At 71.1% G+C, this 20,927-nt stretch carries 24 protein-coding genes; 10 read left to right on the top strand and 14 right to left on the bottom strand.

The genetic code is table 11. The features are described from left to right. Positions 1-304 precede the first annotated feature (304 nt). Genes rpmF through rpmG form a run of 5 tightly spaced genes read right to left on the bottom strand, consistent with a single transcriptional unit; the run spans position 305 to position 1,416 of the window. Positions 305-472, bottom strand: coding sequence for a 50S ribosomal protein L32 (gene rpmF, locus ACIBP6_RS10420; RefSeq protein ID WP_132611726.1), 168 nt, complete (start codon positions 470-472; stop codon positions 305-307). A 2-nt stretch (positions 473-474) separates the two neighbouring features. Then, the gene (gene rpsN / locus ACIBP6_RS10425; RefSeq protein ID WP_397050794.1) at positions 475-774 is read right to left on the bottom strand and encodes a 30S ribosomal protein S14; all 300 of its coding nucleotides are present in this window, start codon (positions 772-774) and stop codon (positions 475-477) included. After that, positions 774-1,010, bottom strand: coding sequence for a 50S ribosomal protein L28 (gene rpmB / locus ACIBP6_RS10430; RefSeq protein WP_132611730.1), 237 nt, complete (start codon positions 1,008-1,010; stop codon positions 774-776). The genes rpsN and rpmB overlap by 1 nt, the downstream gene beginning before the upstream one ends. Continuing rightward, the gene (locus ACIBP6_RS10435; protein WP_397050796.1) at positions 1,010-1,255 is read right to left on the bottom strand and encodes a type B 50S ribosomal protein L31; all 246 of its coding nucleotides are present in this window, start codon (positions 1,253-1,255) and stop codon (positions 1,010-1,012) included. Before ACIBP6_RS10435 ends, rpmB begins: the two co-directional genes overlap by 1 nt. After that, positions 1,252-1,416 (bottom strand): 50S ribosomal protein L33, encoded by a 165-nt coding sequence (rpmG, locus tag ACIBP6_RS10440; RefSeq protein WP_132611734.1) that lies wholly within the window; start codon positions 1,414-1,416, stop codon positions 1,252-1,254. The genes ACIBP6_RS10435 and rpmG overlap by 4 nt, the downstream gene beginning before the upstream one ends. A gap of 74 nt (positions 1,417-1,490) precedes the next feature. On the opposite strand from rpmG, the gene ACIBP6_RS10445 reads away from it, so the two are divergent. The 4 genes from ACIBP6_RS10445 (at position 1,491) to ACIBP6_RS10460 (ending at position 4,237) form a co-directional block, all read left to right on the top strand. Beyond that, the gene (locus ACIBP6_RS10445; protein ID WP_397050799.1) at positions 1,491-2,630 is read left to right on the top strand and encodes a CobW family GTP-binding protein; all 1,140 of its coding nucleotides are present in this window, start codon (positions 1,491-1,493) and stop codon (positions 2,628-2,630) included. Next, positions 2,627-2,869 (top strand): 30S ribosomal protein S18, encoded by a 243-nt coding sequence (gene rpsR / locus ACIBP6_RS10450; protein ID WP_397050801.1) that lies wholly within the window; start codon positions 2,627-2,629, stop codon positions 2,867-2,869. The genes ACIBP6_RS10445 and rpsR overlap by 4 nt, the downstream gene beginning before the upstream one ends. 66 nt (positions 2,870-2,935) lie before the next feature. Further along, positions 2,936-4,051, top strand: coding sequence for a GTP-binding protein (locus ACIBP6_RS10455; RefSeq protein ID WP_397050803.1), 1,116 nt, complete (start codon positions 2,936-2,938; stop codon positions 4,049-4,051). A gap of 30 nt (positions 4,052-4,081) precedes the next feature. Continuing rightward, positions 4,082-4,237, top strand: coding sequence for a hypothetical protein (locus tag ACIBP6_RS10460; protein ID WP_397050805.1), 156 nt, complete (start codon positions 4,082-4,084; stop codon positions 4,235-4,237). A 145-nt stretch (positions 4,238-4,382) separates the two neighbouring features. On the opposite strand, the gene rph is transcribed toward ACIBP6_RS10460, so the two are convergent. The 3 genes from rph to ACIBP6_RS10475 form a co-directional block, all read right to left on the bottom strand. Then, positions 4,383-6,980 carry a rifamycin-inactivating phosphotransferase gene (gene rph, locus ACIBP6_RS10465; protein WP_397050807.1) on the bottom strand — a complete coding sequence of 866 codons (2,598 nt, stop codon included), beginning with the start codon at positions 6,978-6,980 and terminating at the stop codon, positions 4,383-4,385. 635 nt (positions 6,981-7,615) lie between these two features. Next, a complete protein-coding gene (locus ACIBP6_RS10470) occupies positions 7,616-7,834 on the bottom strand; it encodes a cold-shock protein (protein WP_397050808.1) in 219 nt (72 codons plus the stop codon). 322 nt (positions 7,835-8,156) lie between these two features. Next, a complete protein-coding gene (locus ACIBP6_RS10475; protein ID WP_397050810.1) occupies positions 8,157-9,050 on the bottom strand; it encodes a hypothetical protein in 894 nt (297 codons plus the stop codon). 95 nt (positions 9,051-9,145) lie between these two features. On the opposite strand from ACIBP6_RS10475, the gene ACIBP6_RS10480 reads away from it, so the two are divergent. Both ACIBP6_RS10480 and ACIBP6_RS10485 read left to right on the top strand, forming a co-directional pair. Next, positions 9,146-9,910, top strand: a complete 765-nt coding sequence (locus tag ACIBP6_RS10480; RefSeq protein ID WP_397050812.1) for a DeoR/GlpR family DNA-binding transcription regulator — start codon at positions 9,146-9,148, stop codon at positions 9,908-9,910. A gap of 132 nt (positions 9,911-10,042) precedes the next feature. After that, a complete protein-coding gene (locus tag ACIBP6_RS10485; protein WP_397050814.1) occupies positions 10,043-12,355 on the top strand; it encodes a rhamnogalacturonan lyase in 2,313 nt (770 codons plus the stop codon). A gap of 46 nt (positions 12,356-12,401) precedes the next feature. On the opposite strand, the gene ACIBP6_RS10490 is transcribed toward ACIBP6_RS10485, so the two are convergent. Further along, complete coding sequence (locus tag ACIBP6_RS10490; protein WP_397050816.1) at positions 12,402-12,965, bottom strand: hypothetical protein; 564 nt, start codon at positions 12,963-12,965, stop codon at positions 12,402-12,404. 471 nt (positions 12,966-13,436) lie between these two features. On the opposite strand from ACIBP6_RS10490, the gene ACIBP6_RS10495 reads away from it, so the two are divergent. Continuing rightward, positions 13,437-14,189, top strand: a complete 753-nt coding sequence (locus tag ACIBP6_RS10495) for an SDR family oxidoreductase (RefSeq protein ID WP_397050818.1) — start codon at positions 13,437-13,439, stop codon at positions 14,187-14,189. 63 nt (positions 14,190-14,252) lie between these two features. Here the strand turns inward: ACIBP6_RS10495 and ACIBP6_RS10500 are convergent, their stop codons facing one another. Continuing rightward, positions 14,253-15,680, bottom strand: coding sequence for a S28 family serine protease (locus ACIBP6_RS10500; RefSeq protein ID WP_397050820.1), 1,428 nt, complete (start codon positions 15,678-15,680; stop codon positions 14,253-14,255). Positions 15,681-16,112: 432 nt separating this feature from the next. On the opposite strand from ACIBP6_RS10500, the gene ACIBP6_RS10505 reads away from it, so the two are divergent. Continuing rightward, positions 16,113-16,661 (top strand): GNAT family N-acetyltransferase, encoded by a 549-nt coding sequence (locus ACIBP6_RS10505; protein ID WP_397050822.1) that lies wholly within the window; start codon positions 16,113-16,115, stop codon positions 16,659-16,661. A 140-nt stretch (positions 16,662-16,801) separates the two neighbouring features. On the opposite strand, the gene ACIBP6_RS10510 is transcribed toward ACIBP6_RS10505, so the two are convergent. Further along, on the bottom strand, positions 16,802-17,122 hold the full coding sequence (locus ACIBP6_RS10510) for a DMT family transporter (protein WP_132611756.1): 321 nt from the start codon (positions 17,120-17,122) through the stop codon (positions 16,802-16,804). Positions 17,123-17,158: 36 nt separating this feature from the next. Further along, positions 17,159-17,491 (bottom strand): DMT family transporter, encoded by a 333-nt coding sequence (locus ACIBP6_RS10515; RefSeq protein WP_397050824.1) that lies wholly within the window; start codon positions 17,489-17,491, stop codon positions 17,159-17,161. 87 nt (positions 17,492-17,578) lie between these two features. On the opposite strand from ACIBP6_RS10515, the gene ACIBP6_RS10520 reads away from it, so the two are divergent. Next, the gene (locus tag ACIBP6_RS10520) at positions 17,579-18,004 is read left to right on the top strand and encodes a MarR family winged helix-turn-helix transcriptional regulator (RefSeq protein WP_397050826.1); all 426 of its coding nucleotides are present in this window, start codon (positions 17,579-17,581) and stop codon (positions 18,002-18,004) included. Positions 18,005-18,061: 57 nt separating this feature from the next. On the opposite strand, the gene ACIBP6_RS10525 is transcribed toward ACIBP6_RS10520, so the two are convergent. Continuing rightward, complete coding sequence (locus tag ACIBP6_RS10525; RefSeq protein ID WP_397050828.1) at positions 18,062-18,835, bottom strand: hypothetical protein; 774 nt, start codon at positions 18,833-18,835, stop codon at positions 18,062-18,064. Further along, positions 18,832-19,545 (bottom strand): ABC transporter ATP-binding protein, encoded by a 714-nt coding sequence (locus tag ACIBP6_RS10530; RefSeq protein WP_397050830.1) that lies wholly within the window; start codon positions 19,543-19,545, stop codon positions 18,832-18,834. Before ACIBP6_RS10530 ends, ACIBP6_RS10525 begins: the two co-directional genes overlap by 4 nt. 184 nt (positions 19,546-19,729) lie before the next feature. Here ACIBP6_RS10530 and ACIBP6_RS10535 point away from each other — a divergent pair, with 184 nt between their 5' ends. Further along, the gene (locus ACIBP6_RS10535; RefSeq protein WP_397050832.1) at positions 19,730-20,923 is read left to right on the top strand and encodes a sensor histidine kinase; all 1,194 of its coding nucleotides are present in this window, start codon (positions 19,730-19,732) and stop codon (positions 20,921-20,923) included. Positions 20,924-20,927 lie beyond the last annotated feature (4 nt).

Consider the following 20,927-nt stretch of genomic DNA (forward strand, 5'->3'; position numbering starts at 1 on the left):
TGATCGTGCCGAAGCGTTGTGCCCGTGCCGCCAGGGCGAGCTCGCCTGCCCGCCGGTTCCCAGGCCCGCCTGCCGGCAAGCAGGCGGTGTCGCGGATCGACAGCGAGGAGCGATTCGTTCCATCGTCTCCTCGGCGAGCGCGAGCCGGACGACCTTGACGCCACCTCACTCATCGGAACGGGAACTCCCGCTCGCTGAGAACCGCAAGTCAGGCCGGCGGGCGACCTGAACTCCGCCGACGGGTGGCGGCCACCGGGCGCCTGGCCCGCTGATGCGCGACACGCGGCCCGGTGGCCGGCTCATCTCAATCGACGGTGATCAGACCGCGCTGGTAGGCGCGGATGAGGCGCCGGGGCACGAGCAGCTCCCGGCCGTTCACGGTGATCGGGACGAGGTCGGGCGCGGCGGCCTTCCACTGGCTGCGGCGGTGCCGGGTGTTGCTGCGCGAGGTCTTGCGCTTGGGGACGGCCACGGTCACCAGCTCGCTTTCGTGATGCCGGGCAGCTCGCCCCGGTGGGCCATCTCACGGAAGCGCACGCGCGAGAGGCCGAACTTGGTGAGGTGCCCGCGCGGACGGCCGTCGACGGAGTCGCGGTTGCGTACGCGGGTGGCGCTGGCGTCGCGCGGGTGCCGGGAGAGCTCGCGTACGGCGGCGTCCCGTTCCTGCGGCGTGCCGGTGCGGATGATCTCCTTCAGCTGGGCGCGCCGTTCGGCGTAGCGCAGAACGACGGTCTTACGTCGCTCGTTGGCCGCGATCTTGCTTTTCTTGGCCATCAGATCTTCTCTCCTCTGGCGCGGATCCGTGCGACAGCAGCCTCGACGCCGATCTTGTCGATGGTCTTGATCGCGCGAGCGCTGACCGTGAGCCGGACGTAGCGGTCCTCGCTGGGCAGCCAGTAGCGGCGCTGCTGGATGTTGGGGTTCCAGCGCCGGCGGGTGCGGCGGTGGGAGTGGGAGACGTTGTTGCCGAAGACCGGCTTGACGCCGGTGAGCTGGCAGTGCGCGGACATCAGGTCCTCCCGTAGCGCTGCTTGAACCGTTCGACCCGGCCCGCGGTGTCGAGGACGCGGCTGCGGCCGGTGTAGAAGGGGTGGCTCGCCGAGGACACGTCGACGTCCACCACCGGGTAGGTGTTGCCGTCGGTCCACTCGATCGTCTTGTCGCTGGTGATCGTGGACCGGGTGAGGAACGCGAAGTCCGCGCCGGGGTCGCGGAAGACGACCGGGCGATACTCCGGGTGGATGCCCTCCTTCATCGCTCCTCCCGGAAGAGGACGTGCTGGCGGATGGTCGGGTCGAACTTGCGGAGGGTGAGCCTGTCCGGGGTGTTCCGGCGGTTCTTCCTGGTCACGTAGGTGTAGCCGGTGCCGGCCGTGGATCGGATCTTGATCACGGGTCGCACCTCATTTCTGGCCAAAACAGTTCCTTCCCATGGGCGAACTCATGCCATGATAACGACAACGGTTTTCATTGCTGCAACAGGAGGCCCCCATGCCGACCCCCGTCGTACTCGTCGCAGGCCTGCATCACACGGCCCGTACGGCAACGGTCGAGCGGCTGCTCGCGCAGCATCCGGGAGCGGTCGCCGTCCACCACGACCTGGCCGACATCACCGACGGGCTCGTGCGGCGCAGCATCCGGGACAGGACGGGCGTGCTCGGCACCGCCGAGGTGCGGCTCGCGCACGGCTGCGTGACCTGCACCGTGCGCGAGGACCTGCTCCCCGAGCTCATCAGGCTCGCCCACGACTCGGAGCTGCTGATCGCCGACCTCTGGGACTCCGTGGAGCCCCGCTCGGTGGCCGAGGCCGTCGACTGCGACGAGGCCCAGGAGTTCCTGCGCCTCACGGCCGTGCTCAGCGCGCTCGACGCCGCGGCCATGCCCGACGACATCACCCGCGGCGAACGCCTCAGCGAGGTCGGCAAGCCCGCGGCCGCCGGCGACCAGCGCTACCTGGCCGAGGTCCTGGCCCGGCAGCTCGAGTACCCGACCGCCTTGGTGCTGCACGGCGGCGACGAGGACGACCACGAGCTGTCCCGCACGGTGCTCACCCACCTCGCCCCCTTCACCCCGGTCCACACCGTCGGCGCCCTGCCACCGGTCACCGGCGCCCGGATATGCGCCGACGAGCTGGCCGAACGCGTGGACCCCGCCACCGCCCAGCTGCCCGGCGACGCCCGGACCGACGAGATCGTCACCGCCGTCTGGCGCAGCCGCCGCCCGCTGCACCCCGCCCGTCTGTTCGACGCCGTGGACGAGCTGGTCATCGAGTCCGTACGCTCACGCGGCCGCTTCTGGCTGGCCAACCGCCCCGACCAACTGCTCGCCTGGGACGCCGTCGCCGGCATCGTCTCGGTCGAGGACGCCGGGCCCTGGCTGGCGGCGCTGCCCGGGGCCGCCTGGGACCTGGTCTCCCCCGCCCGCCGCACGGCCGCCTCGCTCGACTGGGACCCCGAACGCGGCGACCGCGTCCAGCACCTGGTCTTCACCGGCCCCGACCTCGACACCGAACGCCTGCACGCTCTGCTCGACTCCTGTCTCCTCACCGAGGAGGAGGAACGAGCCGGACAGGACGCCTGGAACCGCTACGACGACCCGTTCGCCCCCATCCTCATCAAGGAGAACGCATGAAGACCCACCGTGCCCCGCGCAGGAAGCCCAACCCCCTCCTGCATGTGGACCGCATCGACTACAAGGACACCGCGCTGCTGCGCAAGTTCATCTCCGACCGAGGCAAGATCCGCAGCCGCCGGGTCACCGGCGTCACCGTCCAGCAGCAGCGCCTGGTCGCCAAGGCCATCAAGAACGCCCGTGAGATGGCGCTGCTCCCCTACGCCTCGCGCTCCAGCAACATGAACACGCCGCGGTGACCATGCCCTCCGTAGATGACCCCACATGTCCTGATATCTAGTCGTTTCATGGTGTTGGAGGGTCCTGTGCCCATTCCCGTCGCCCTCGTCGGGGGCCTGTACGGCTGTGCCCGTGCCGAGGCGGTCGATCGGCTGCTGCACCGCCATCCACAAGCTGTCGCCATCCATCACGCCATCGCCGCGGGCCAGGTCGAGCGCGTGGTCCGCGACTTCTCCGGCGTCCTGGACCGCGCCGAGGTGCGCCGCACACACGACTGCGTCACCCGCACCGTCCGCGAGGATCTCCTCCCCCAGCTCGTACGGCACGCCGCCCGGGCATCGCTGCTGATCATCGACCTCTGGGACTCGGTCGAGCCGCGCCCGGTGGCCGAGGCGCTGGCCAGTGCCGACGAGCTCCTCCTGACGTGCGTGCACACGGCGCTGCGGGCGGAGCACCTGCCCGTGGACATCTGCCGGGGCGACCGGCTGACCGAGGCCCGCCTGGCCGCGGCGCCCGGCGATCAGCGTTACCTGGCCGAGGTGCTGGCCCGCCAGATCGAATACGCCACCAGCCTGTCCCTGCACGGGGGCGACGCCGACGACGCCGAGCTGTCGGCCGCCGTGCTCGGCCACCTGGCCCCGCACACGCCGATCGTCGCCATCCCCGACGTCACCGGCCCCGTACTGGACGTCCAGGGCCTCGCCGAACGCGTCGACCCGGCCACCGCCCAGCTCCCGGCCGGCAGGCAGACCGGCGAAGTCACCACGGTCGTCTGGCACCGGCTGCGCCCGCTCCACCCCGGCCGGCTGTTCGACGTCATGGAGGAGCTCGTCACCAGCACGGTCCGCTCGCGCGGCCGGTTCTGGCTGGCCAGCCGGCACGAACGCATGCTGGCGTGGGACGCCGTGGCGGGAGTGGTCTCCGTGCGGGACGCCGGCCCCTGGCTGGCGGCGCTGCCCGAGGCCGCCTGGGAGCTCGTCTCCCCGACCCGCCGGGCCGCCGCCGCCATGGACTGGAACCCGGTCATCGGCGACCGCGTCCAGCATCTGGTCTTCACCGGACCTGACATCGACGGCGACCGCATCTGCGCCCTGCTCGACTCCTGCCTCATCGATCAGGGCGACGTCCTGCCGGGCGCCGCGGCCTGGGCCCGTTACGACGATCCTTTCGCCCGCGTACTGAATCTGGAGGAGAGCGCGTGAAAACCTCATCACGTGGAGCGGGATGATCGCATGACGGACCCGTACGAGCGCTCCGCCGCGTTCGTGGACGTCATGCTCGCCCCCGGCCTGGACGGCGCCGGCACCTGCGCCGGCCGGGGCGTTACGCGGAGCCGCCTTGGCCGGTCGTGGACGTCGGAGCCGGAGGCGGCCACGGCACCCTGGTGATCGCGCGGGCGCTCCCGCAGGCGGAGATCTTCGCCGTGGAGCCGTCGCCAGGCCTGCGTGGATCATTTCGAGGGGCGAGGCGCACTGCCCCGCCTCCGCCCACGCGGAAAGCGCCTCCTGACGCCAGGCGCGGTGATCGGCTCGGTCAAGGCAGGATCTCGACGTACCCGTCGGTTCCGTGTACGCGGATCCGCTGCCCGTCCCGGATCAGCCGGGTGGCGTCCACCACACCGACGACGGCCGGCAAACCGTACTCGCGTGCGATCACCGCCCCGTGCGTCATCAACCCTCCGACCTCCGTCACCAGGCCTGAGACGGCGACGAACAGGGGCGTCCAGCTGGGGTCCGTATGGGCCGTGACCAGGATGTCGCCGGCGGCGAGCTCGGCCTCCGCCATGTCCAGGATCACGCGGGCCCTGCCCTCGATGGTCCCGGCGGAGACCGGCAGGCCGATCAGGGCACCGGCCGGCACGTCGTCGCGTCGGTACGCCCCGGTGATGACCTCGCCGTCCGAGGTGAGCACCCGGGGCGGCGTGAGCGCGTGGTACGACCGGTACGCGTCCTTGCGCTGCTGGATGAGCTGGTCATCCACCTGGTTGGTGCGCACGACGTCGTGGAGCTCCTCGAAGGTGAGGGAGAAGATGTCCTCCTTCTCGGGGAGTACGCCGGCCCGCACGAGACGCTCGGCCTCCGCCAGCAAGGCCTGCTTGTAGACGAAGGAGCGGCTGACGATGTCGTACTTCGGGTACTCGCGGTAGCCGATGAAAGTCCGGACCCGGTCGATCATCCGCTTGGCCTCGTCGGCTTTCCGCTCCCCGTCCGGCAGGGCCCGCAAGCGTGACAGCACGTCCCGCTCCTTCTTCTCCGCCTCCTGCCGCCCTTGCTCGAAGCGCCGCGCGGCGGCGCCCGGCTCGAAGAGCTTGACGTTGTCGAGGATCACGGGCACCAACGTGGTGGGGCGCTCGCTCCAGCGGGGCCTCGTGATGTCGATCTCGCCGACGCAGCGCATGCCGTACCGGTCGAGGTATGCCTCGATGGCCTCACGCGCTTCGGTCCCGCCCGCGAGCTTCGGCAACTCGTCCAGGAAGCCCTCGTCCTCGACGCCCTGCAGGAACGCCACCACCTCCGGATGCGGCCGGATCACGTCCGCGACGTCGAGCAGCGCCAGTCCCATCTCCGACGTGACGTTGCCCGGGGCGGACAGCGTGAGCGTGTCGGCCGCGTTCTTCTCGCCCAGCCACTCGTACAGCTTGTCGTTGAGCCACCACGTGGCCTCCATCCCCGCCATGATCGCCTGAAAGTTCAGCGGATCTCTGAGGACTCGCTTGTGCTCCTCGAAGGCGTCCAGCAGGAAGTCGAACAGCGCCGGCCCGGTCTTCGTCCGGATGTCGCGCCGCAGGGCGGCGATGGACGCCTGGCTGCGCTCGATCAGCTGGGTGACGATGGCCGGATCAGTCTCGATCGGGGCCGGTGGCCCGCCGGCCGGCGGGCCGCCTGGAGCTCCGTCCGGGAGTGACGGGACGAAGTCGCCGCGGTCGAGGACCGTCTCCAGCGCGTCCCTGATGAGCGGATCCGACCTGCCCGCCAGCTCCAGGAAGCCGGCGCGGCTCGCGGGCGACGCCAGGTGCCGGGTGACGTCGACGAACAGCCTGCCGCCGGCCTCGTGCATCGGCGCCATGGCCGTCAGCCGCCACATGGAGAGCCCCAAGGGCTTCATGGGGTCGGTCATCATCTGCCCATGACCGACGGAGACGTAGACGTGGTTGTCCTGGTCGCCGGCCTCGGGGATGGGGAACAGCGTGGTGATCGGCCGGCTCTGAACGACCTGGAAGTCATCATCGACCAGGCACCATTCGATGTCCTGCGGGCGGCCGAAGTGCGCTTCGAGGCGCCGGCCGAGCTGCACGAGCCGCACGACCTGCGCGTCCGTCAGCGCCGCCTGCTCCTGCCGCCGCGGGTCGATCGCCACTTCCCGCGTCCCGCCGTCCGGCAGCGGGTGGACGGCACGCTGCTTGGCGGCGACCGCCTTGGTGACGACCTCGCCGTCTCGCACCTTGTAGACGTCCGGGTTGACCAGGCCGGAGACCAGGGCTTCACCGAGGCCGAAGCCGGCGTCCACGGTGGCGACCTTCCGGTTGCCGGTGACGGGGTCGGCCGTGAACAGGATGCCGGACGCATGCGGGAAGACCATCTGCTGCACGACCACGGCCATGCGGACCTTCCGGTCGTCGATCCCGTTGCGCCGGCGGTAGGTCACCGCCCGTTCGGTGAACAGCGATGCCCAGCACCGGCTGACGTGCCGGAGGATCGCCGCCGGGCCCACGACGTTCAGGTAGGTGTCCTGCTGGCCCGCGAAAGAGGCCGTCGGCAGGTCCTCTGCCGTCGCGCTGGACCGCACGGCGTAGCCGGCTTGCTCGCCGAGCCGGGCGAGCGCGCGGGTGATCGCCGCCGCGAGATCGTCAGGGATGGCGATCCCTTCGATCGTCCGGCGGATGTCCGCGCTGAGCGTGCGCATCGCCTCCCGGTCGTCCGGGTTCAGGTGCGACAGCTGATCGAGCCGATCGGCCATCGACGGCGTATCCGCCACGATGCGCCGGTAGGCGTCCGTCGTCACGCAGAAGCCGGCCGGCACGCGGATCCCTTCGATCCGCGACAGCGCGCCCAGCTGCGCGCCCTTGCCGCCCACGACCGCGACCTGTGTCTCGTCGACCTCTCGCAGACCCATCACGTACTGCTCGATCACGCCGATACCTCCGCGGCAGTCTTGCTCCGTCGCGCTGCACCGGCCGCTCGGATCACCGGCGCCTCGCGCTTCGTCGAACCCGCTTGCCGGGCACGTCGCCGTCTCGGTTGCCTTCCCTGTGCCGAGCCGGCCTTCCGCTCCGCCCAGCCGGTCGGCGCGTACACCCGCATCCCCGACCCGAGCGCCCGCAACGGCGCCGGCAGTCCCGGCACCGGTTCGACGTCAGCGCGTCCCTCGTACATCGACAACGACACAGGCATGTCGAGCCCCCGTTTTCCGCAGGTTGTGACCTCGGCCGACGATTGTGCGGCAAGACCCGGGTCTTGCCGCAAGCCCCCCGGTGCGCTATACGGTAGAAGCGGCAAGGAGATCTCCTCGCCTTCACCTCTCGTCGTCCTCTGGAACTGACGAGCTCCTCGCGAAGCGGTGGGCCGCAGCGCGACGACCAGCCGCGAGACGCCCGGTCGGCATGCGACGGGTTTTCCTGATCGACGCGCCACCACGCCGCTCCGGCGTCGCGGACCGGCCGCGGTCGACGCGCTGCGCCACGTGCGCTCTGTCACACCAACAGCGCAGGGAAACGATGGCTCAAAAGGCAAGCGGCTGGCTTCGGCCCCGAATTGATGTCCAAGTGGTCACAGTGTGCGGATGTTCTCAGCTACGTAGTCAAAGCTGTCCTGCGGCCGTTCGACGACGTCGAACTCGACCTCGTCACCTGCCTCCAGGCTCCGATACCCGCTCGCCACGATGTCGCTGAAGTGGGCGAACGCATCACGACCGGCCGGGAGCTCAGGAGAGGAGATCGCTCCCCAACCCTTCTCGGCCTTCCAGAACTTCACAGTGCCACGTGCCATCACCATATGATCGCTGATCACCGCACTGTCGGAAGCCGCACTTCGTCGTGCCCCTTGCAACCCGGCTGCGCCCTGACAAGGCCTCCTGGGCCGTCGGCCCACGCCGTACTTGTGCTTCGACGCCTGATGGGACAGGCCCGCTCTCAGGCGATCATGCGCCCGCCTCCAGCGCACCGCTGACCGGGTCGCCCCGCGCACCATGACGTGCCGGCACCGCCCACGGGACACGCGAACATGCCGACCGGCGTACGGTCGACGACCGCCACCGCGTTCCCGCGCCGATTTCGCCGGTGGAAGGCGGCTGTGAGCGTACGGCGCGGGGTCAGCGGGCGTTCCAGGGGCGGGCGTGCTGGTCGACGATGGCGGCCAGGTGCTTCAGCCGCGGGACCGAGAGGTTCCGCAACCCGGCGGGTACGTCGGCGGAGCCGACGACGTCGCTCCAGATGGCACGGCCGGCGAGCATCCCCGAAGCGCCGGCCCGGCAGGCGGCACGTACGGCGGCCGGGAAGTCGTCGCGCTCCACACCCTGCGAGAGCACGACCCACGGGACCGGGATGACCTCGTCGAGGCGCGCGCACTCCTCGAGCAGGCGGTCCTCGGGCGCCGCCCCGCCGAGCGGCACCTGCGCCTTGTAGAGGCTCGGCCGCAGCGCGGCCAGCTCCCGTGCGGCCTCCCGGATCGCGGCGCGGCCGTCGAACGACGCCTCCTGCCCGGCGGCGGGCTTGGCCACGCCCTCCAGGACCGACAGCAGCCCGGCGTCGGCGCAGCGCCGGACGAACGCGGCGGCGGTGTCGAGGCGGCGCCCCCGGTGTTCGTCGTCGCGCCAGATGAGCAGCAGTTTGGCCGCGACGGCCCCGGCCTCCCTGGCGGCGGCGAGGTCGACGCGCTCGTCGATCGCCGTGTCCTCGACGGGGCCGTCGGGCTCCTGCCGCAGGCTGTCCACGGCGATGATGAGCCCGCCGCGCACCGTGCGTTCGGCGGCGATCCGGTGGAAGCCGTAGTCCTGGTCGACCAGGAAGCCGGAGGCGTGCGGCCCGACCTGCCTGGCCACCGCCAGCTTGAACGACGTCAGCGTCTCGTCGCCGACGCGTGCCCCCGTGGCCGCGGCGAACATCTGGCGCAGGCTCTCACGCTGGTCCATCGCGACCATGGCGAAACCGCCGGACGAGCGGGCCAGCACGTCGAGCGCCGGCGCGGTGGTCTCGGGACTGGTCAAGGAAGGCTCCGATCCGGTGGCGGTCTACGACCATGTTGTCACGACAAATCCAAAACATGGCGGAAATCTGCCATCTTTTCCGACATCATGGTCATATGAGTGATATGGAGCCGGGACTGCGCTACTCGTCGGCTCCGCACCGCCGCGAGGCGATCCTGCGCCGCGTCGCGCTGGACGGGTACGTCGCCGCGACCGACCTGGTCGACGAGCTGGGCGTCTCTTCCAACACCGTCCGCCGCGACCTGCGGAGACTCGCCGGCGACGGACTCATCCGGGCGGTGCGCGGCGGGGCCGCCGCCACGGAGACGGGATCCGTGCCGTTCGCCGACCGTTCGGCCCAGGCGGGCGAGGCCAAGCGGGCGATCGCCGCCGCGGCCGTGCGGCACGTCGAGGCGGGTACGGCCGTGGCACTCGACTCGGGCACCACGACGCTGGAGATCGCCCGGCTCCTGCCCGCGGACGCGGGCCTCACCGTGATCACCCATTCGCTGCCCGCCATCGCCGCGCTGGCCCCGAGGCCGGACGTGACGCTCATCGGCATCGGCGGCCAGTACGGCAGGGACACCCGCTCCTTCAGCGGCCCCGAGACCCTGACGGCGCTGGAGCACCTGAGCGTGCGCACCCTGTTCCTGGCCGCAACCGCGCTGGACGCCTCGGGGGTGTACGGGGCGACGCCGTACGAGGCGGAGACCAAGCGGCGGCTCATCTCGATCGCGCGCCGGACGATCGTCGTGGGCGACGCGCGGAAGTTCGCCCTGAGTGCCCCGATCCGGGTGTGCGGCTGGGACGCGGTCGACCGCCTGGTGACCGACACCGTGCCGACGGGATTCACCGGCGTCCTGCTGGAATTCGCGCGATGACGGGAACACGCGCCGCGACAGAGACGCGCGCTCAACGCCATGAGGCGACGCCGTAACAAACCCTTGACAAAGCTAACAACTCGCCAATATCGTCCGCAATAGGATTGAATCGATTTAATCTGCGGAGTGCGCATGAAACCCCCCGACAGCATCCGCCGCATCATCACCACCGGCCTCGCCGCCCTGCTCGCCTTACCCCTCGCCGCGTCACCGGCCGGCGCGTCAGGCGAGAAGACCACGGGCCGCGACTCCCCCGTCATCCGGCTGGAACACCTCGACCGCGGCCTCGTGGCCGTCCCGAGCAGCGAGGGCGTCTTCCTGAGCTGGCGTCTCCTCGGCGACGAGGTCACCGGACACGGCGACTCCGGCATGACCGGCGCCGACTTCCGCGTCTACCGCGACGGCCGCCGCATCGCGACGGTCACCGACAGCACCAACTACCGCGACCCCGGAGGAACGGCCGCGTCCGAGTACCGCGTGGCCCCGGTCGTCAAGGGTCGCGAGGGCCGGCGCAGCACCCCCGCCACACCCTGGGTTAAATCGTTTTACGACCTTCCGTTGCAGAAGCCGGCCGACGGCGTGACCCCGGCGGGCGAGGCCTACACGTACGAGGCCAACGACCTGAGCGTGGGCGACGTGGACGGCGACGGCCAGTACGAGTACGTCGTCAAGTGGTACCCGTCGAACGCCAAGGACGTCTCGCAGCGCGGCTACACCGGCAACACGTACCTGGACACGTACGAGTTGGACGGCACCCTGCGCTGGCGGCTCGACCTGGGCGTGAACATCCGTTCCGGCGCCCACTACACCCAGTTCCTCGTCTACGACTTCGACGGCGACGGCCGCTCGGAGCTGATGCTCAAGACCGCGCCGGGCACGAAGGCCGTCCGGTACGGCACCGGCGGCCGGGTCGTCTCCGAGCGTTACGTCACGATGCCGCGCGCGGACGTCAAGGCGGGCTACTCCCACGACGACGACTACCGCATGAGCGCGGCGGACTACTTCGACCACGTCGTGCGGATGTTCGAGCAGTGGCACGAGCACCCGGAGGTCAAGGCCGGACGCTGGCCCGCGACCCTGGAGCAGGCCTTCGGCATCGAGCCGCGCCACTCCTACCCGCTCTCGCACGACGACGCCGTCGAGCTCGCCACGTACTTCGTCGACACCTACGCGCCGTCCCGCAGCGGCAACAACCGGCTGCGGGAGTTCGCCGGGTTCGTCCTGACCGGCCCCGAGTACCTGTCGGTCTTCGACGGCGCCACCGGCAAGGAGCTGCAGACGATCGCCTACAAGCCCGGCCGCGGCGACGACGGCCTGCTGTGGGGCGACTACGCGATGTCCAGGATCGAGCCAGGCAACCGCGTGGACCGCTACCTGGCCTCGGTCGCCTACCTCGACGGCAGGCGCCCGTCGGCGATCTTCGCCCGTGGCTACTACACCCGGGCCACGCTCGTCGCCTACGACTGGAACGGCCGCCGCCTCAAGGAGGTCTGGGACGTCGACAGCGGCCACGTGCCGATGGCCAACCCGTTCAACGCCGCGCCCCACGGCGTCCCGGGAAGCAACCCGGAGTACGCCGACCTGACCACGCAGGGCTTCCACTCGCTGAGCGCGGCCGACGTGGACGGCGACGGCCGCCAGGAGGTCGTGTACGGCGCCGCGACCATCGACGACGACGGCGACCTGCTGTACTCGTCCTTCGCCGAGGGACCGCCGCAGAGCAACGTTCCGGGGCAGAACGTCCGCCTCGGCCACGGCGACGCCATGCACGTGGGCGACCTCGACCCCGACCGGCCCGGCCTGGAGATCTGGACGGTGCACGAGGGCGGCGCGTCGGCCCCGTACGGGTGGGCGCTGCGCGACGCCGCCACCGGCGAGGTGATCCACGGCGGCTACAGCGGCGTGGACACCGGGCGCGGCATGGTCGGCGACATAGACCCGGCCGTCCGGGGCGTCGAGACATGGTCGTCCATGCCGCCCGACCAGCAGGTCCAGGCGGGGCTGTGGTCGGCGCGCGGCGAGTACCTGGGCCGGAACGCACCGGGCACGAACATGAGCATCCGCTGGGCCGCCGACATGACCACCCAGATCGTCAACGGCTCCGGCGCGCAGGCGCCCACCGTGGACGACTGGAAGCGCGGCAGGCTGCTGACCGCCGACGGCACGGTGACGAACAACGGCACGAAGGGCAACCCCGGCCTGGTGGCCGACGTGCTCGGCGACTGGCGGGAGGAGCTGCTCGTGCGCACCGCCGACAGCTCCGCGCTCCGGGTCTTCGTCAGCACCGAGGTGACCGGCAGGAAGCTGTACACGCTGATGCACGACCCGCAGTACCGGGTGGAGGTGGCCCGGCAGCAGACCGGCTACAACCAGCCGGCGTACCCGAGCTTCTACCTCGGCTCGGACATCGACTGGTCGAAGGTCCCCATCCCCCGCACCAAGTGAGAAGAGGGCGCCCCGCGCAGGGGCGCCCTCTTCGAGAGGTCCGTCGTCAGCCGGTCGGCTTCTTCACCGAGACGGGCTGCACGGTCTCGGTGTCCTTCTCGGCCCAGGCACCGGTGGAGAAGGCGACCGGGTGGCTCTTCTTGCCGACGCCGTCGCCCCACTTGGTGATGACGTACTGGACGTCGATGTGGCCGGCGCCGGAGCCGCCGTCGACGCCGAGGGTCTCGGTGTTGAAGCGGCCGCCGGTCAGCTCGGCGAAGGTCTTGCCGTCGAGGTCCAGCATGATGCCGCGGCTGGAGGGCTCGCCGGGACCGCGGTCACCGACGAAGAACGGCATCTTCTTGCCCTTGTAGATCACGTAGCCCTCGGTCATCAGCGGCCAGCTGGGGCTGGCGACCATGCCCTTCTGCATGGGCTTGCCGCTGGCGGGCAGGCCGGTGTCGCCGGCGCGGCCGGAGGCGTCGTCCCAGAAGTACGACGCCGTCGTCGTGCCCTGCAGCATGACCCTCTCTTCCACGCCGGTGTCGGCGTGCGCGGCGGCGGTGCCCATCGTGAGGGCGGTCACGGCGGAGGCGGTGAGCATGGCGACGGTGCGCAGGCGAGCAGACATCAAGAATTCAGGTCCTTTGATAGGGGCCGGGACGCTTTGCGCTCGCGTGAATGACGTAGCCGGGCAGCACGCCGTACGGACACTACGTTGGAGCGCTGGGGATACCGTGGAGAGATTCTCCTGCCGCGAGGGGCCTGCCTCCGTAGGTAAGGTGCAGGTCACCCGCCGGGGCAACAGACACCACGTTAGCGTCTCAAACCGGACAAACGCAAACGTATCGCCATGAATCGGGCATAGATCTACCTCTGAACGTCAAGCGCACGGCACGGGGCTCCTCCAGGCACGCCCTTCCCGGGCGCGGCCACGCGGCGTTCATCGCCGCCGCCAGCGGCCGTTTCCATGCCCGCCCGGGTCACGATCGCCGTGCTGCTCCTCGTACCGGCGGTCGTCGCTATCGTGGTTCGCACGTCATCGCCGGCCGAGGGCCTGACGGTCGTCTCGGCCGGGCCCCCGCCGAGAAAGGACCGCGTTGTGACGGAGCAGACCGGCCGGGTCGTCGTGGTCACCGGGGCCGGGTCGGGCATCGGCAGGCACGCCGCGCTCGCCCTCCACGACGACGGGTACCGCGTGGTGCTGGCCGGCCGGCGTGAGGCCGCCCTCCAGGAGACCGCGCGGGCCGCCGGCGGCGGAGACGACACCGTGCTCGTGGCGCCGTGCGACGTCACCGAGCCGGAGGCCGTGCGCGCCTTGTTCGCCCGGTGCGCCGACCGCTTCGGCCAGGTAGATGTGCTCGTCAACAACGCCGGGGTCTTCGGGCCGTCCATGCCGTTCGACGAGATCTCCCACGAGCAGTGGTCCGGCGTCGTACGGACGAATCTGACCGGCGCGTTCCTGTGCGCGCAGGAGGCGTTCCGCCACATGAAGGCGCGGGGCGGCAGGATCATCAACAACGGGTCCCTGTCGGCGCACGTGCCGCGCCCGCACGCCGCCGCCTACACGGCCACCAAACACGCCATCACCGGTCTGACCAAGGCGATCTCCCTGGAGGGGCGCGCGTACGGGATCGCGTGCGGGCAGATCGACGTCGGCAACGCCGCGACGGACATGACCGAGGCGATGAGCCGGGGCGTGCTGCAGGCCGACGGCTCGGTCGCGCCCGAGCCGACCATGGACGTGCGGCGGGTCGCCGAGGCCATCGTGTTCATGGCCGGGCTGCCGCTCGACGCGAACGTCCCGTTCATGACCGTCATGGCGACCACGATGCCGTTCATCGGGCGGGGCTGAATCCGTACCCCGCGCCTGTGGCCGGGTTCCAGGCGCGGGGCACGGCAGGGGTCCAGGGCAGGGTCAGGGTGTCCGGCGGTCGGGGAGCATGTCGTCGGCCGGGACGGCCGCCGCGTCCGCGGTCCGCAGCGCCGGCGACACCCCGGCCCAGCGGCGCAGGGTGGCCGTCGCCGCCGCGCGGTCGGCCTCGGGCAGGCGCGCGATGTTGGCGCCGTGGTTGGCGCCGGGCGCGACGTACAGGTACGAGTCCCGCCGGCTCGGGGTGAACCGCTCGGCGCTCCACGGGTCGTTCTCGCCGTAGACGAACATCATCCGCTCGGATCGGGTACGCACCCACCGGTCCACGTCCAGCATCGGCCGGGGGTCGTGCCGGGAGCGGAGCTCGGCGGGGATGACCGAGTTGGGCTGGTAGAGGCCGCGATGGCGGACCAGCCCGCGCAGGTGCTCGAACCTGAGGTCGGGCCAGCCGAGCTGGGTGGCCGCCTGGTAGTAGTACGGCGTGTAGTAGTCCAGGCCCTGGTCGGTGTAGAAGCCGAAGAACGTGACGGCGTCGATCCAGGCGTACAGCTCGGCGTCCGTGGCGGTCGCGGGCGGCACGGCCGGGCAGTCCGCCACCGACATGTACTGCCAGAACGCCCACGCCGTGTCGAGCACCGTCATCTCGAACGACCGGTCGGCGCTGCCGAGCGTCCTGGTGAAGGTGTAGCCGTTGCGGGCGGCGTCCTGCTCCAGCAACGCCACCATGCGGTCGCGCCGCTTGAGCGCCTCACGCTGCACGTCCTCCAGCGCGGTACGGCAGTCCTCGGGGCCGACGCGTGCGAAGAACCGGTCGTAGGCGTGGTCCTGCGGGTTCACCGGGTCGTTCGGGGCGACGTAGGCCACCACTCCGTCCACGTCGCCGGGGTAGAAGCGGCGGTGGTAGACGGACGTCATCCCGCCCTTGCTGGCGCCCGTCTGGATCCATTTGCCGGAGTAGATCGTCTTGAGTGCCCGGACGATCCGGTGCTCGTCGGTCGCCTCCTGCCAGATGGTCAGGTCGTCCCAGTCGGCCGGGTCGGGGCGGGAGGTGCGGAAGAACCGGTGTTCCACCGAGACCTGGTTGCCGTCGAGCAGCTGGGTGGGCTCGGTCCGCGACGGCGCCGGGTTCACGGGCAGGCCGTACCCGCCCGTGAAGAGGACGACGGGCGCGTCGGCCGAACGGTGGAGCAGCGTCAGCCGCTGCTCGAACGTCCCCTTTCCGGGATTCTTGTGGTCGACCGGCTGGGTGTAGGACAGGACGAAGAAGCGGTAGCCGGCCTGCTGCGACTCCGACACCACGGTGAGCCCGGGGATGGCCCTGAGCCTTTCCAGCAGGTCGTCCTGCGCGGTGGGGGTGCCCGCGTGGGTAGCCGTCCGGGTGGCCGGCCGGGCTTCGGCGGGGAGGGCTTGGAGGGTGAGGGCCGAGGTGACGGCCATCGAGGCGGCCAGCGCCGCCAACAACCGGGATCGCACGGGTTCCGTCTCCTTGGAGGGGGGTGTACCGCCCGACGGTATACGCGTCATGCCCAACCCGAACAGCCCGTCGGGGCGTGGGTTTCCCCGCCCCCGCCCTGGGACACTGTTGGCGAAGCAGTCCGAACAAAACGGCCGCCTGTTCACGCCGCCGTTTCGTGTCGCGTGGCATTCCGGTTGTTGATCAACCGACTCCGTGGCAGGCCATGAGGTGCCCGATCGGAGTCCTGCCAGGTCCATGCGGCCCCGCTCCTACCATCAGGCCTGCGGAAACCGTCCGGGTGCACCCGAAGCCGGCGCCGGCGGATGACGTTACGCCCGCAGGCCGCACACGAGGCCCTGGCCCGGCCGCGGGCCGAACAGCGGATGTGCTGGGCCCAGGCCACGAAAACCGTGTGCGAGCGGCTCAGCGAGGTCCGTATCCTCCCCACCATGGATCTTCGCGAAGAACGTGCGGGCGACGGGCAGGCAGTGCGGGACGTTCACCTGCAGGCGTTCGGTGACCACGGTCTCGTCGTCGCCGACCTGGTCGATTCCCTGCGGGACACCATCACGCCGGAGGACGGCCTCTCGCTGGTCGCTGAGCAGGACGGGCGGATCGTCGGGCATGTCATGTTCACCCGCAGCCTGCTCGATGCCCCTCGGCGGCTGGTTGACGTGCACGTGCTCAGCCCGCTGGGTGTGGTGCCCGAAGTCCATCAGCGTGGCGTGGGCTCCGCCCTGGTCCGGCGCGGACTGGAGACCATCGCTGAGCGGGGCACTCCCCTCGTCTTCCTGGAAGGGGATCCCGGCTATTACTCACGTTTCGGCTTCGTACCCGGCGGCGACCTGGGTTTCCGTAAGCCATCTCTACGCATCCCGGATGGAGCCTTTCAGGTGGTCACGTTCCCGGCATACGAGCCGTGGATGACGGGGACGCTGGTCTATGCCGAGCCTTTCTGGCGGCATGACGCAGTCGGTCTCCGAGACCCCGGCGCATAGAGCCGCGCCGGGGCTTGACGCCGGATCCCGTTCCAAGTCCCTGACCGCCGACACCGCCGGCGGCGGCTTGGGCGGCGACACCTGCGCGACCGGCCGCCCTGGGTGGGCGGGACGTGGGGGCAGGGGCCGCCCCCACTGCCTCACACTCCCGCGGCGACTCGCAGCAGAACGACGCCGCCGATGATCGCGGCGAAGGAGACCAGCTTGACCGGCGTGATCTTCTCCTTGTAGATCAGCGCGCCGAGGATCACGGTGCCGATGGAGCCGATCCCCGTCCAGATGGTGTAGCCGACGCCCACGTCCAGCGTCTTCAGCGCCAGGCTGAGTGTGAAGATGCCGCCGGCGGCCGACAGCAGGGTGAAGACGGAGGGCCACAGGCGGGTGAAGCCCTTGGTCGCGTTGGTGCCGAGCGCGAAGCCGATCTCGAAGACGATCGCGATGGCCAGGTAGATCCATTCCATGACGAGATGCCTTCCTGTGTCGAGGGGTGAGGGGGGTCAGGCGGCGGCGGCGCGCCGGTCGGACAACTTGAGTCCGGCCAGCCCGCCGATGATCAGCACGAAGGCCAGGGCCTTGCCCGGCGTCATCGCCTCGCCGAAGATCAGCGTGCCGAGCACGACGGTGCCGATGGAGCCGATCCCCGTCCAGATGGTGTAGCCGACCCCCACGTCCAGCGTCTTGAGCGCCAGGCTCAGGAAGAAGATGCCGCCCGCGGCTGCGGCGACGGTGAGCAGCGACGGGCCCAGCCGGGTGAAGCCTTCGGTGGCGTTCGTGGCGAGCGCGAAGACCACCTCGAACGCCGCGGCGATGAGCAGGTAGATCCAAGCCATGGCCAATCCCTTTCCAGTGTTTGCTTGTACATGCATATTCTGTGCATGCATGTACAGTGGATGTCAATCCGGAAGGAAGGCGCCTCGATGACGAAGACCGATGACGAGATGTGGGTCGGCGTCGTACGGCTGCACGCCCGGGTCGAGCACGCGCTGGCCACGGCACTGCAGCGCCACGGGCTCGGCCTGTCGGAATACCGCGCCCTGTGTCACCTGTCCACGGCGGACGGCGGCGAGCTGCGCATGCAGGAGCTCGCCGACCTGCTGGGCCTCAACCAGAGCTCGGTCACCCGCCTCGTCGGGCGCCTGGAGGCGGCCGGCCTGACCCGCCGCGATCTGTGCGCCGACGACCGGCGCGGGGTGTACACCGTCATCACCGACGAGGGCAGGGCCCGCAAGGAGGCCGCCACCGACCTCTACGAGCAGACCCTGACCTCCGCCCTCGACCGCGCCGCCACCGACGGCCTGTCCCCCCTGGTAACCGCCCTGCGTACCTCCCCCACCCCCGCCTAGCCCGGCCACCCCGGAAACCCGGCACGGAGCGTTCCGCCGGCGCGGATGTGCCGGGATTCAGCGGATGTCCGTGCGGAGGACGCGCAGGAAGCCCGCCGCCAGAGGGAGCACGATCCAGGCCAGGGCCGAGGTGGCCAGTTGGGCGGCTGCCGTGGGCGACATGTCGGCGTTCATCAGGGCGTTCGTGGTGGCGTTGAGGTCCAGCCAGCTGGCCGGCGTCTCCCCTGTCGTGCCGAGCCGGGCGACGAAGCCCCACAGCATGGGGCTCACCAGGCAGATGACGATCGCGGCGGGCGCGTTGAGCAGCAACAGGCCCAGAGCCAGCCCCTCCCCTGTCATGAGGACCATCGTGGCGATCCACCCCAGCAGGGCCAAGGGGTCGACGCCCCAGCGGGCCTCCCCGCCGTGTGCGGCCGTCACCAGCGCCGCGAACAGCAGGGAGATCAGGCTGACCACCACGGCCGCGGACCCGGCGGACAGGCACTTGGCGGCCAGCACCCGCCCCCGCCGCGGCTCCAGCGTGAACGTGGTCAGCGCCGTGCGGTGGCTCCACTCCCCCGTCATCGTCAGGACGCCGAGCACGGGCAACAGCACCCCGAGCGCGATCGCCGCCGTCCCGGCCAGGGTGAAGAAGCGCGTCTCGCCGGTCACCACGCTGCGCCCGACGACGAGCGCGAGCGACAGGACGAGCAGGACGGCGCTCAGCACGAGGTTGCCGCGCGTGTCGAACAGCTTGCGCGTCTCGACCCGCAGCAGCCTGCCGAAGGGAACGCCCCGGGAGGCGCCCGCGGCCTCGGAACGGGAGGGAGTGCCGGAGGCGGTGGTGGTCATGCGGGGCTCCGATCGGTGTCTGCGGTGAGGTCGAGGAAGGTCTGTTCGAGGCTGCGGCCCCGTCCGAGCTCCTCCAGGGAGCCTTGGGCGAGCACGCGGCCGCGGCCGATCATCACGATGTGGTCGGCGACCTGCTCCACCTCGTGCAGCAGGTGGGAGCTGAGCAGCACCGCGCACCCCGAGCCGGCCAGGCCGCGCAGCAGCTCGCGCATCCAGCGGATGCCCTGCGGGTCGAGGCCGTTGGCCGGCTCGTCGAGGACGAGCGCCCTCGGGTGGCCGAGGAGGGCGTGCCCGATGCCCAGCCGCTGCCGCATGCCCAGCGAGTAGCGGCCGACGGTCTGCCCGGCCTCCTTGCCGCTCAGGCCGACCAGCTCCAGCACCTCGCCGACGCGCGTGCGGGGCAGGCCGAGCAGCATGGCGCCGAGGGTCAGCACCTCGCGCCCGGTGCGTCCGGGGTGCAGTGCCCCCGCGTCGAGCAGCGTGCCGATCTCGTAGCCGGGGCGTTCCAGCTCCGCGTACGGTCGCCCGAGCACGGTGGCCGAGCCGGAGGTGGGCCGGGCCAGGCCCGCCAGGACGCGCAGGGCCGTCGACTTGCCGGCGCCGTTGGGCCCGAGGAAACCGGTGACGGTGCCGGGCCGGACCGTGAAGGACACGTCGTCCAGGGCCCGCACCCCTGTGTACGCCTTGCTGACGCGGTGGAATTCGATCACGGATCGAGTCCATCGCGAACGCGGCCGTTCCTCATCGGACCCGAGGCCAGACTTCCGGGCGGCGTTCCGGACAGCGGTCTCCCGCCCGGTAGCCCTGGGTCCACAACGGATACCGACCAAGGGCCATCCCGTACGCGACCTGGGCATCTGAAGGGCGGGCCGGCCGGTCTCTAGGCTGGAGCCCGTGCACGACCACCCCGACCCGCGCAGCGTCCCGTCACACCCGCCCATCGGCGGGGGCGGCCGTTGGTGGGTGCAGGAACGGCTGGGGAGCGTGCTCCGCTATCTCTTCGCCGCGCTGCCGCTGTCGGTCGCCTGCGTCGCCCTGATCACCTTCTCCAGCCGCGTTCCCGTGATCGATGAAGGTCTCCCGGGGCTGCTGACCGACCTGGGCCTCGGCGCCGCCGGGATCGCGCTGCTGCCGTGGCGGCGGCGCCGGCCGTGGCTGGTGGCGCTGGCCACGGTGGCGCCGGTGGCGTTCTCGTCCACCGTCGTCGGCCCGGCGCTCGTGGCGATCGCGTCGCTGGCCACGCATCGCCGGTGGCGGCAGGTGGCGCCGGTCGCGGCGGTGTGCTGGCTGTCCCTGGTCGCCTCCGCCTGGTGGCACATCAGCCCGCAGGCGGCCGTGCTCCACGGCGTGGTGGGCGCCGCGTTGCTGGGCGCCGCCATCGTGTCCGGTCTGTACGTGGGCGGACGCCGCGACTGGGAGGCCGCGTGGCGGGCGGCGGAGGCGCAGGCGCAGGGGCAGCGCGTCGAGCAGGCCAAACTGGAGGAGCGGCTGAAGATCGCCCAGGAGATGCACGACGTGCTGGCCCACCGGCTGTCGCTGCTGGCGATGTTCGCGGGCGGGCTGGCGTACCGGGAGAATCTGAGCACCGAGCAGACCCGCGAGGCCGCGCTGGCCGTCCAGGAGAACGCCCACCAGTCGCTCAACGAGCTGCGCGCCGTGCTCGGCACGCTGCGCCGCGAGGACGAGCGCGGCCTGGAGGCCCCGCAGCCGACGCTGGCTCACCTGGAGTCGCTGTTCGACGAGGTACGCGCCGCCGGGCAGCGCGTCGAGGTGGACGACACGGTGAAGGCGCGGGAGGCGCTGCCGGCGCAGACCGGGCGGCACGCGTACCGGATCGTGCAGGAGGCGCTCACCAACGCGCGCAAGCACGCGCCCGGCCGCCCCGTGCGGGCCGAGCTGGACGGGCGGCCGGGCGGCGGGCTGCTCATCCGGGTGAGCAACCCCGCGCCGCCGCACGCGGCAGGGCCGGGCGGGCGGCTGGGGCTCGTCGGCCTGGCCGAACGCACCCGGATGGCCGGGGGCACCCTCACTCACGCCGTACGCGACGGACGGTTCGTCCTGGAAGCACGCCTGCCGTGGGAGGCTTGACGCC

The organism is Nonomuraea terrae (genome assembly GCF_044465245.1).
Classification (GTDB): domain Bacteria; phylum Actinomycetota; class Actinomycetes; order Streptosporangiales; family Streptosporangiaceae; genus Nonomuraea; species Nonomuraea terrae.

Coding starts and splice junctions, on each gene's coding strand:
- rpsN (WP_397050794.1), bottom strand. CDS start 774: ATGGCCAAGAAAAGCAAGATCGCGGCCAACGAGCGACGTAAGACCGTC.
- rpmB (WP_132611730.1), bottom strand. CDS start 1,010: ATGTCCGCGCACTGCCAGCTCACCGGCGTCAAGCCGGTCTTCGGCAAC.
- ACIBP6_RS10435 (WP_397050796.1), bottom strand. CDS start 1,255: ATGAAGGAGGGCATCCACCCGGAGTATCGCCCGGTCGTCTTCCGCGAC.
- ACIBP6_RS10445 (WP_397050799.1), top strand. CDS start 1,491: ATGCCGACCCCCGTCGTACTCGTCGCAGGCCTGCATCACACGGCCCGT.
- rpsR (WP_397050801.1), top strand. CDS start 2,627: ATGAAGACCCACCGTGCCCCGCGCAGGAAGCCCAACCCCCTCCTGCAT.
- ACIBP6_RS10460 (WP_397050805.1), top strand. CDS start 4,082: ATGACGGACCCGTACGAGCGCTCCGCCGCGTTCGTGGACGTCATGCTC.
- ACIBP6_RS10470 (WP_397050808.1), bottom strand. CDS start 7,834: ATGGCACGTGGCACTGTGAAGTTCTGGAAGGCCGAGAAGGGTTGGGGA.
- ACIBP6_RS10480 (WP_397050812.1), top strand. CDS start 9,146: ATGAGTGATATGGAGCCGGGACTGCGCTACTCGTCGGCTCCGCACCGC.
- ACIBP6_RS10485 (WP_397050814.1), top strand. CDS start 10,043: ATGAAACCCCCCGACAGCATCCGCCGCATCATCACCACCGGCCTCGCC.
- ACIBP6_RS10490 (WP_397050816.1), bottom strand. CDS start 12,965: ATGTCTGCTCGCCTGCGCACCGTCGCCATGCTCACCGCCTCCGCCGTG.
- ACIBP6_RS10505 (WP_397050822.1), top strand. CDS start 16,113: ATGGATCTTCGCGAAGAACGTGCGGGCGACGGGCAGGCAGTGCGGGAC.
- ACIBP6_RS10510 (WP_132611756.1), bottom strand. CDS start 17,122: ATGGAATGGATCTACCTGGCCATCGCGATCGTCTTCGAGATCGGCTTC.
- ACIBP6_RS10515 (WP_397050824.1), bottom strand. CDS start 17,491: ATGGCTTGGATCTACCTGCTCATCGCCGCGGCGTTCGAGGTGGTCTTC.
- ACIBP6_RS10520 (WP_397050826.1), top strand. CDS start 17,579: ATGACGAAGACCGATGACGAGATGTGGGTCGGCGTCGTACGGCTGCAC.
- ACIBP6_RS10525 (WP_397050828.1), bottom strand. CDS start 18,835: ATGACCACCACCGCCTCCGGCACTCCCTCCCGTTCCGAGGCCGCGGGC.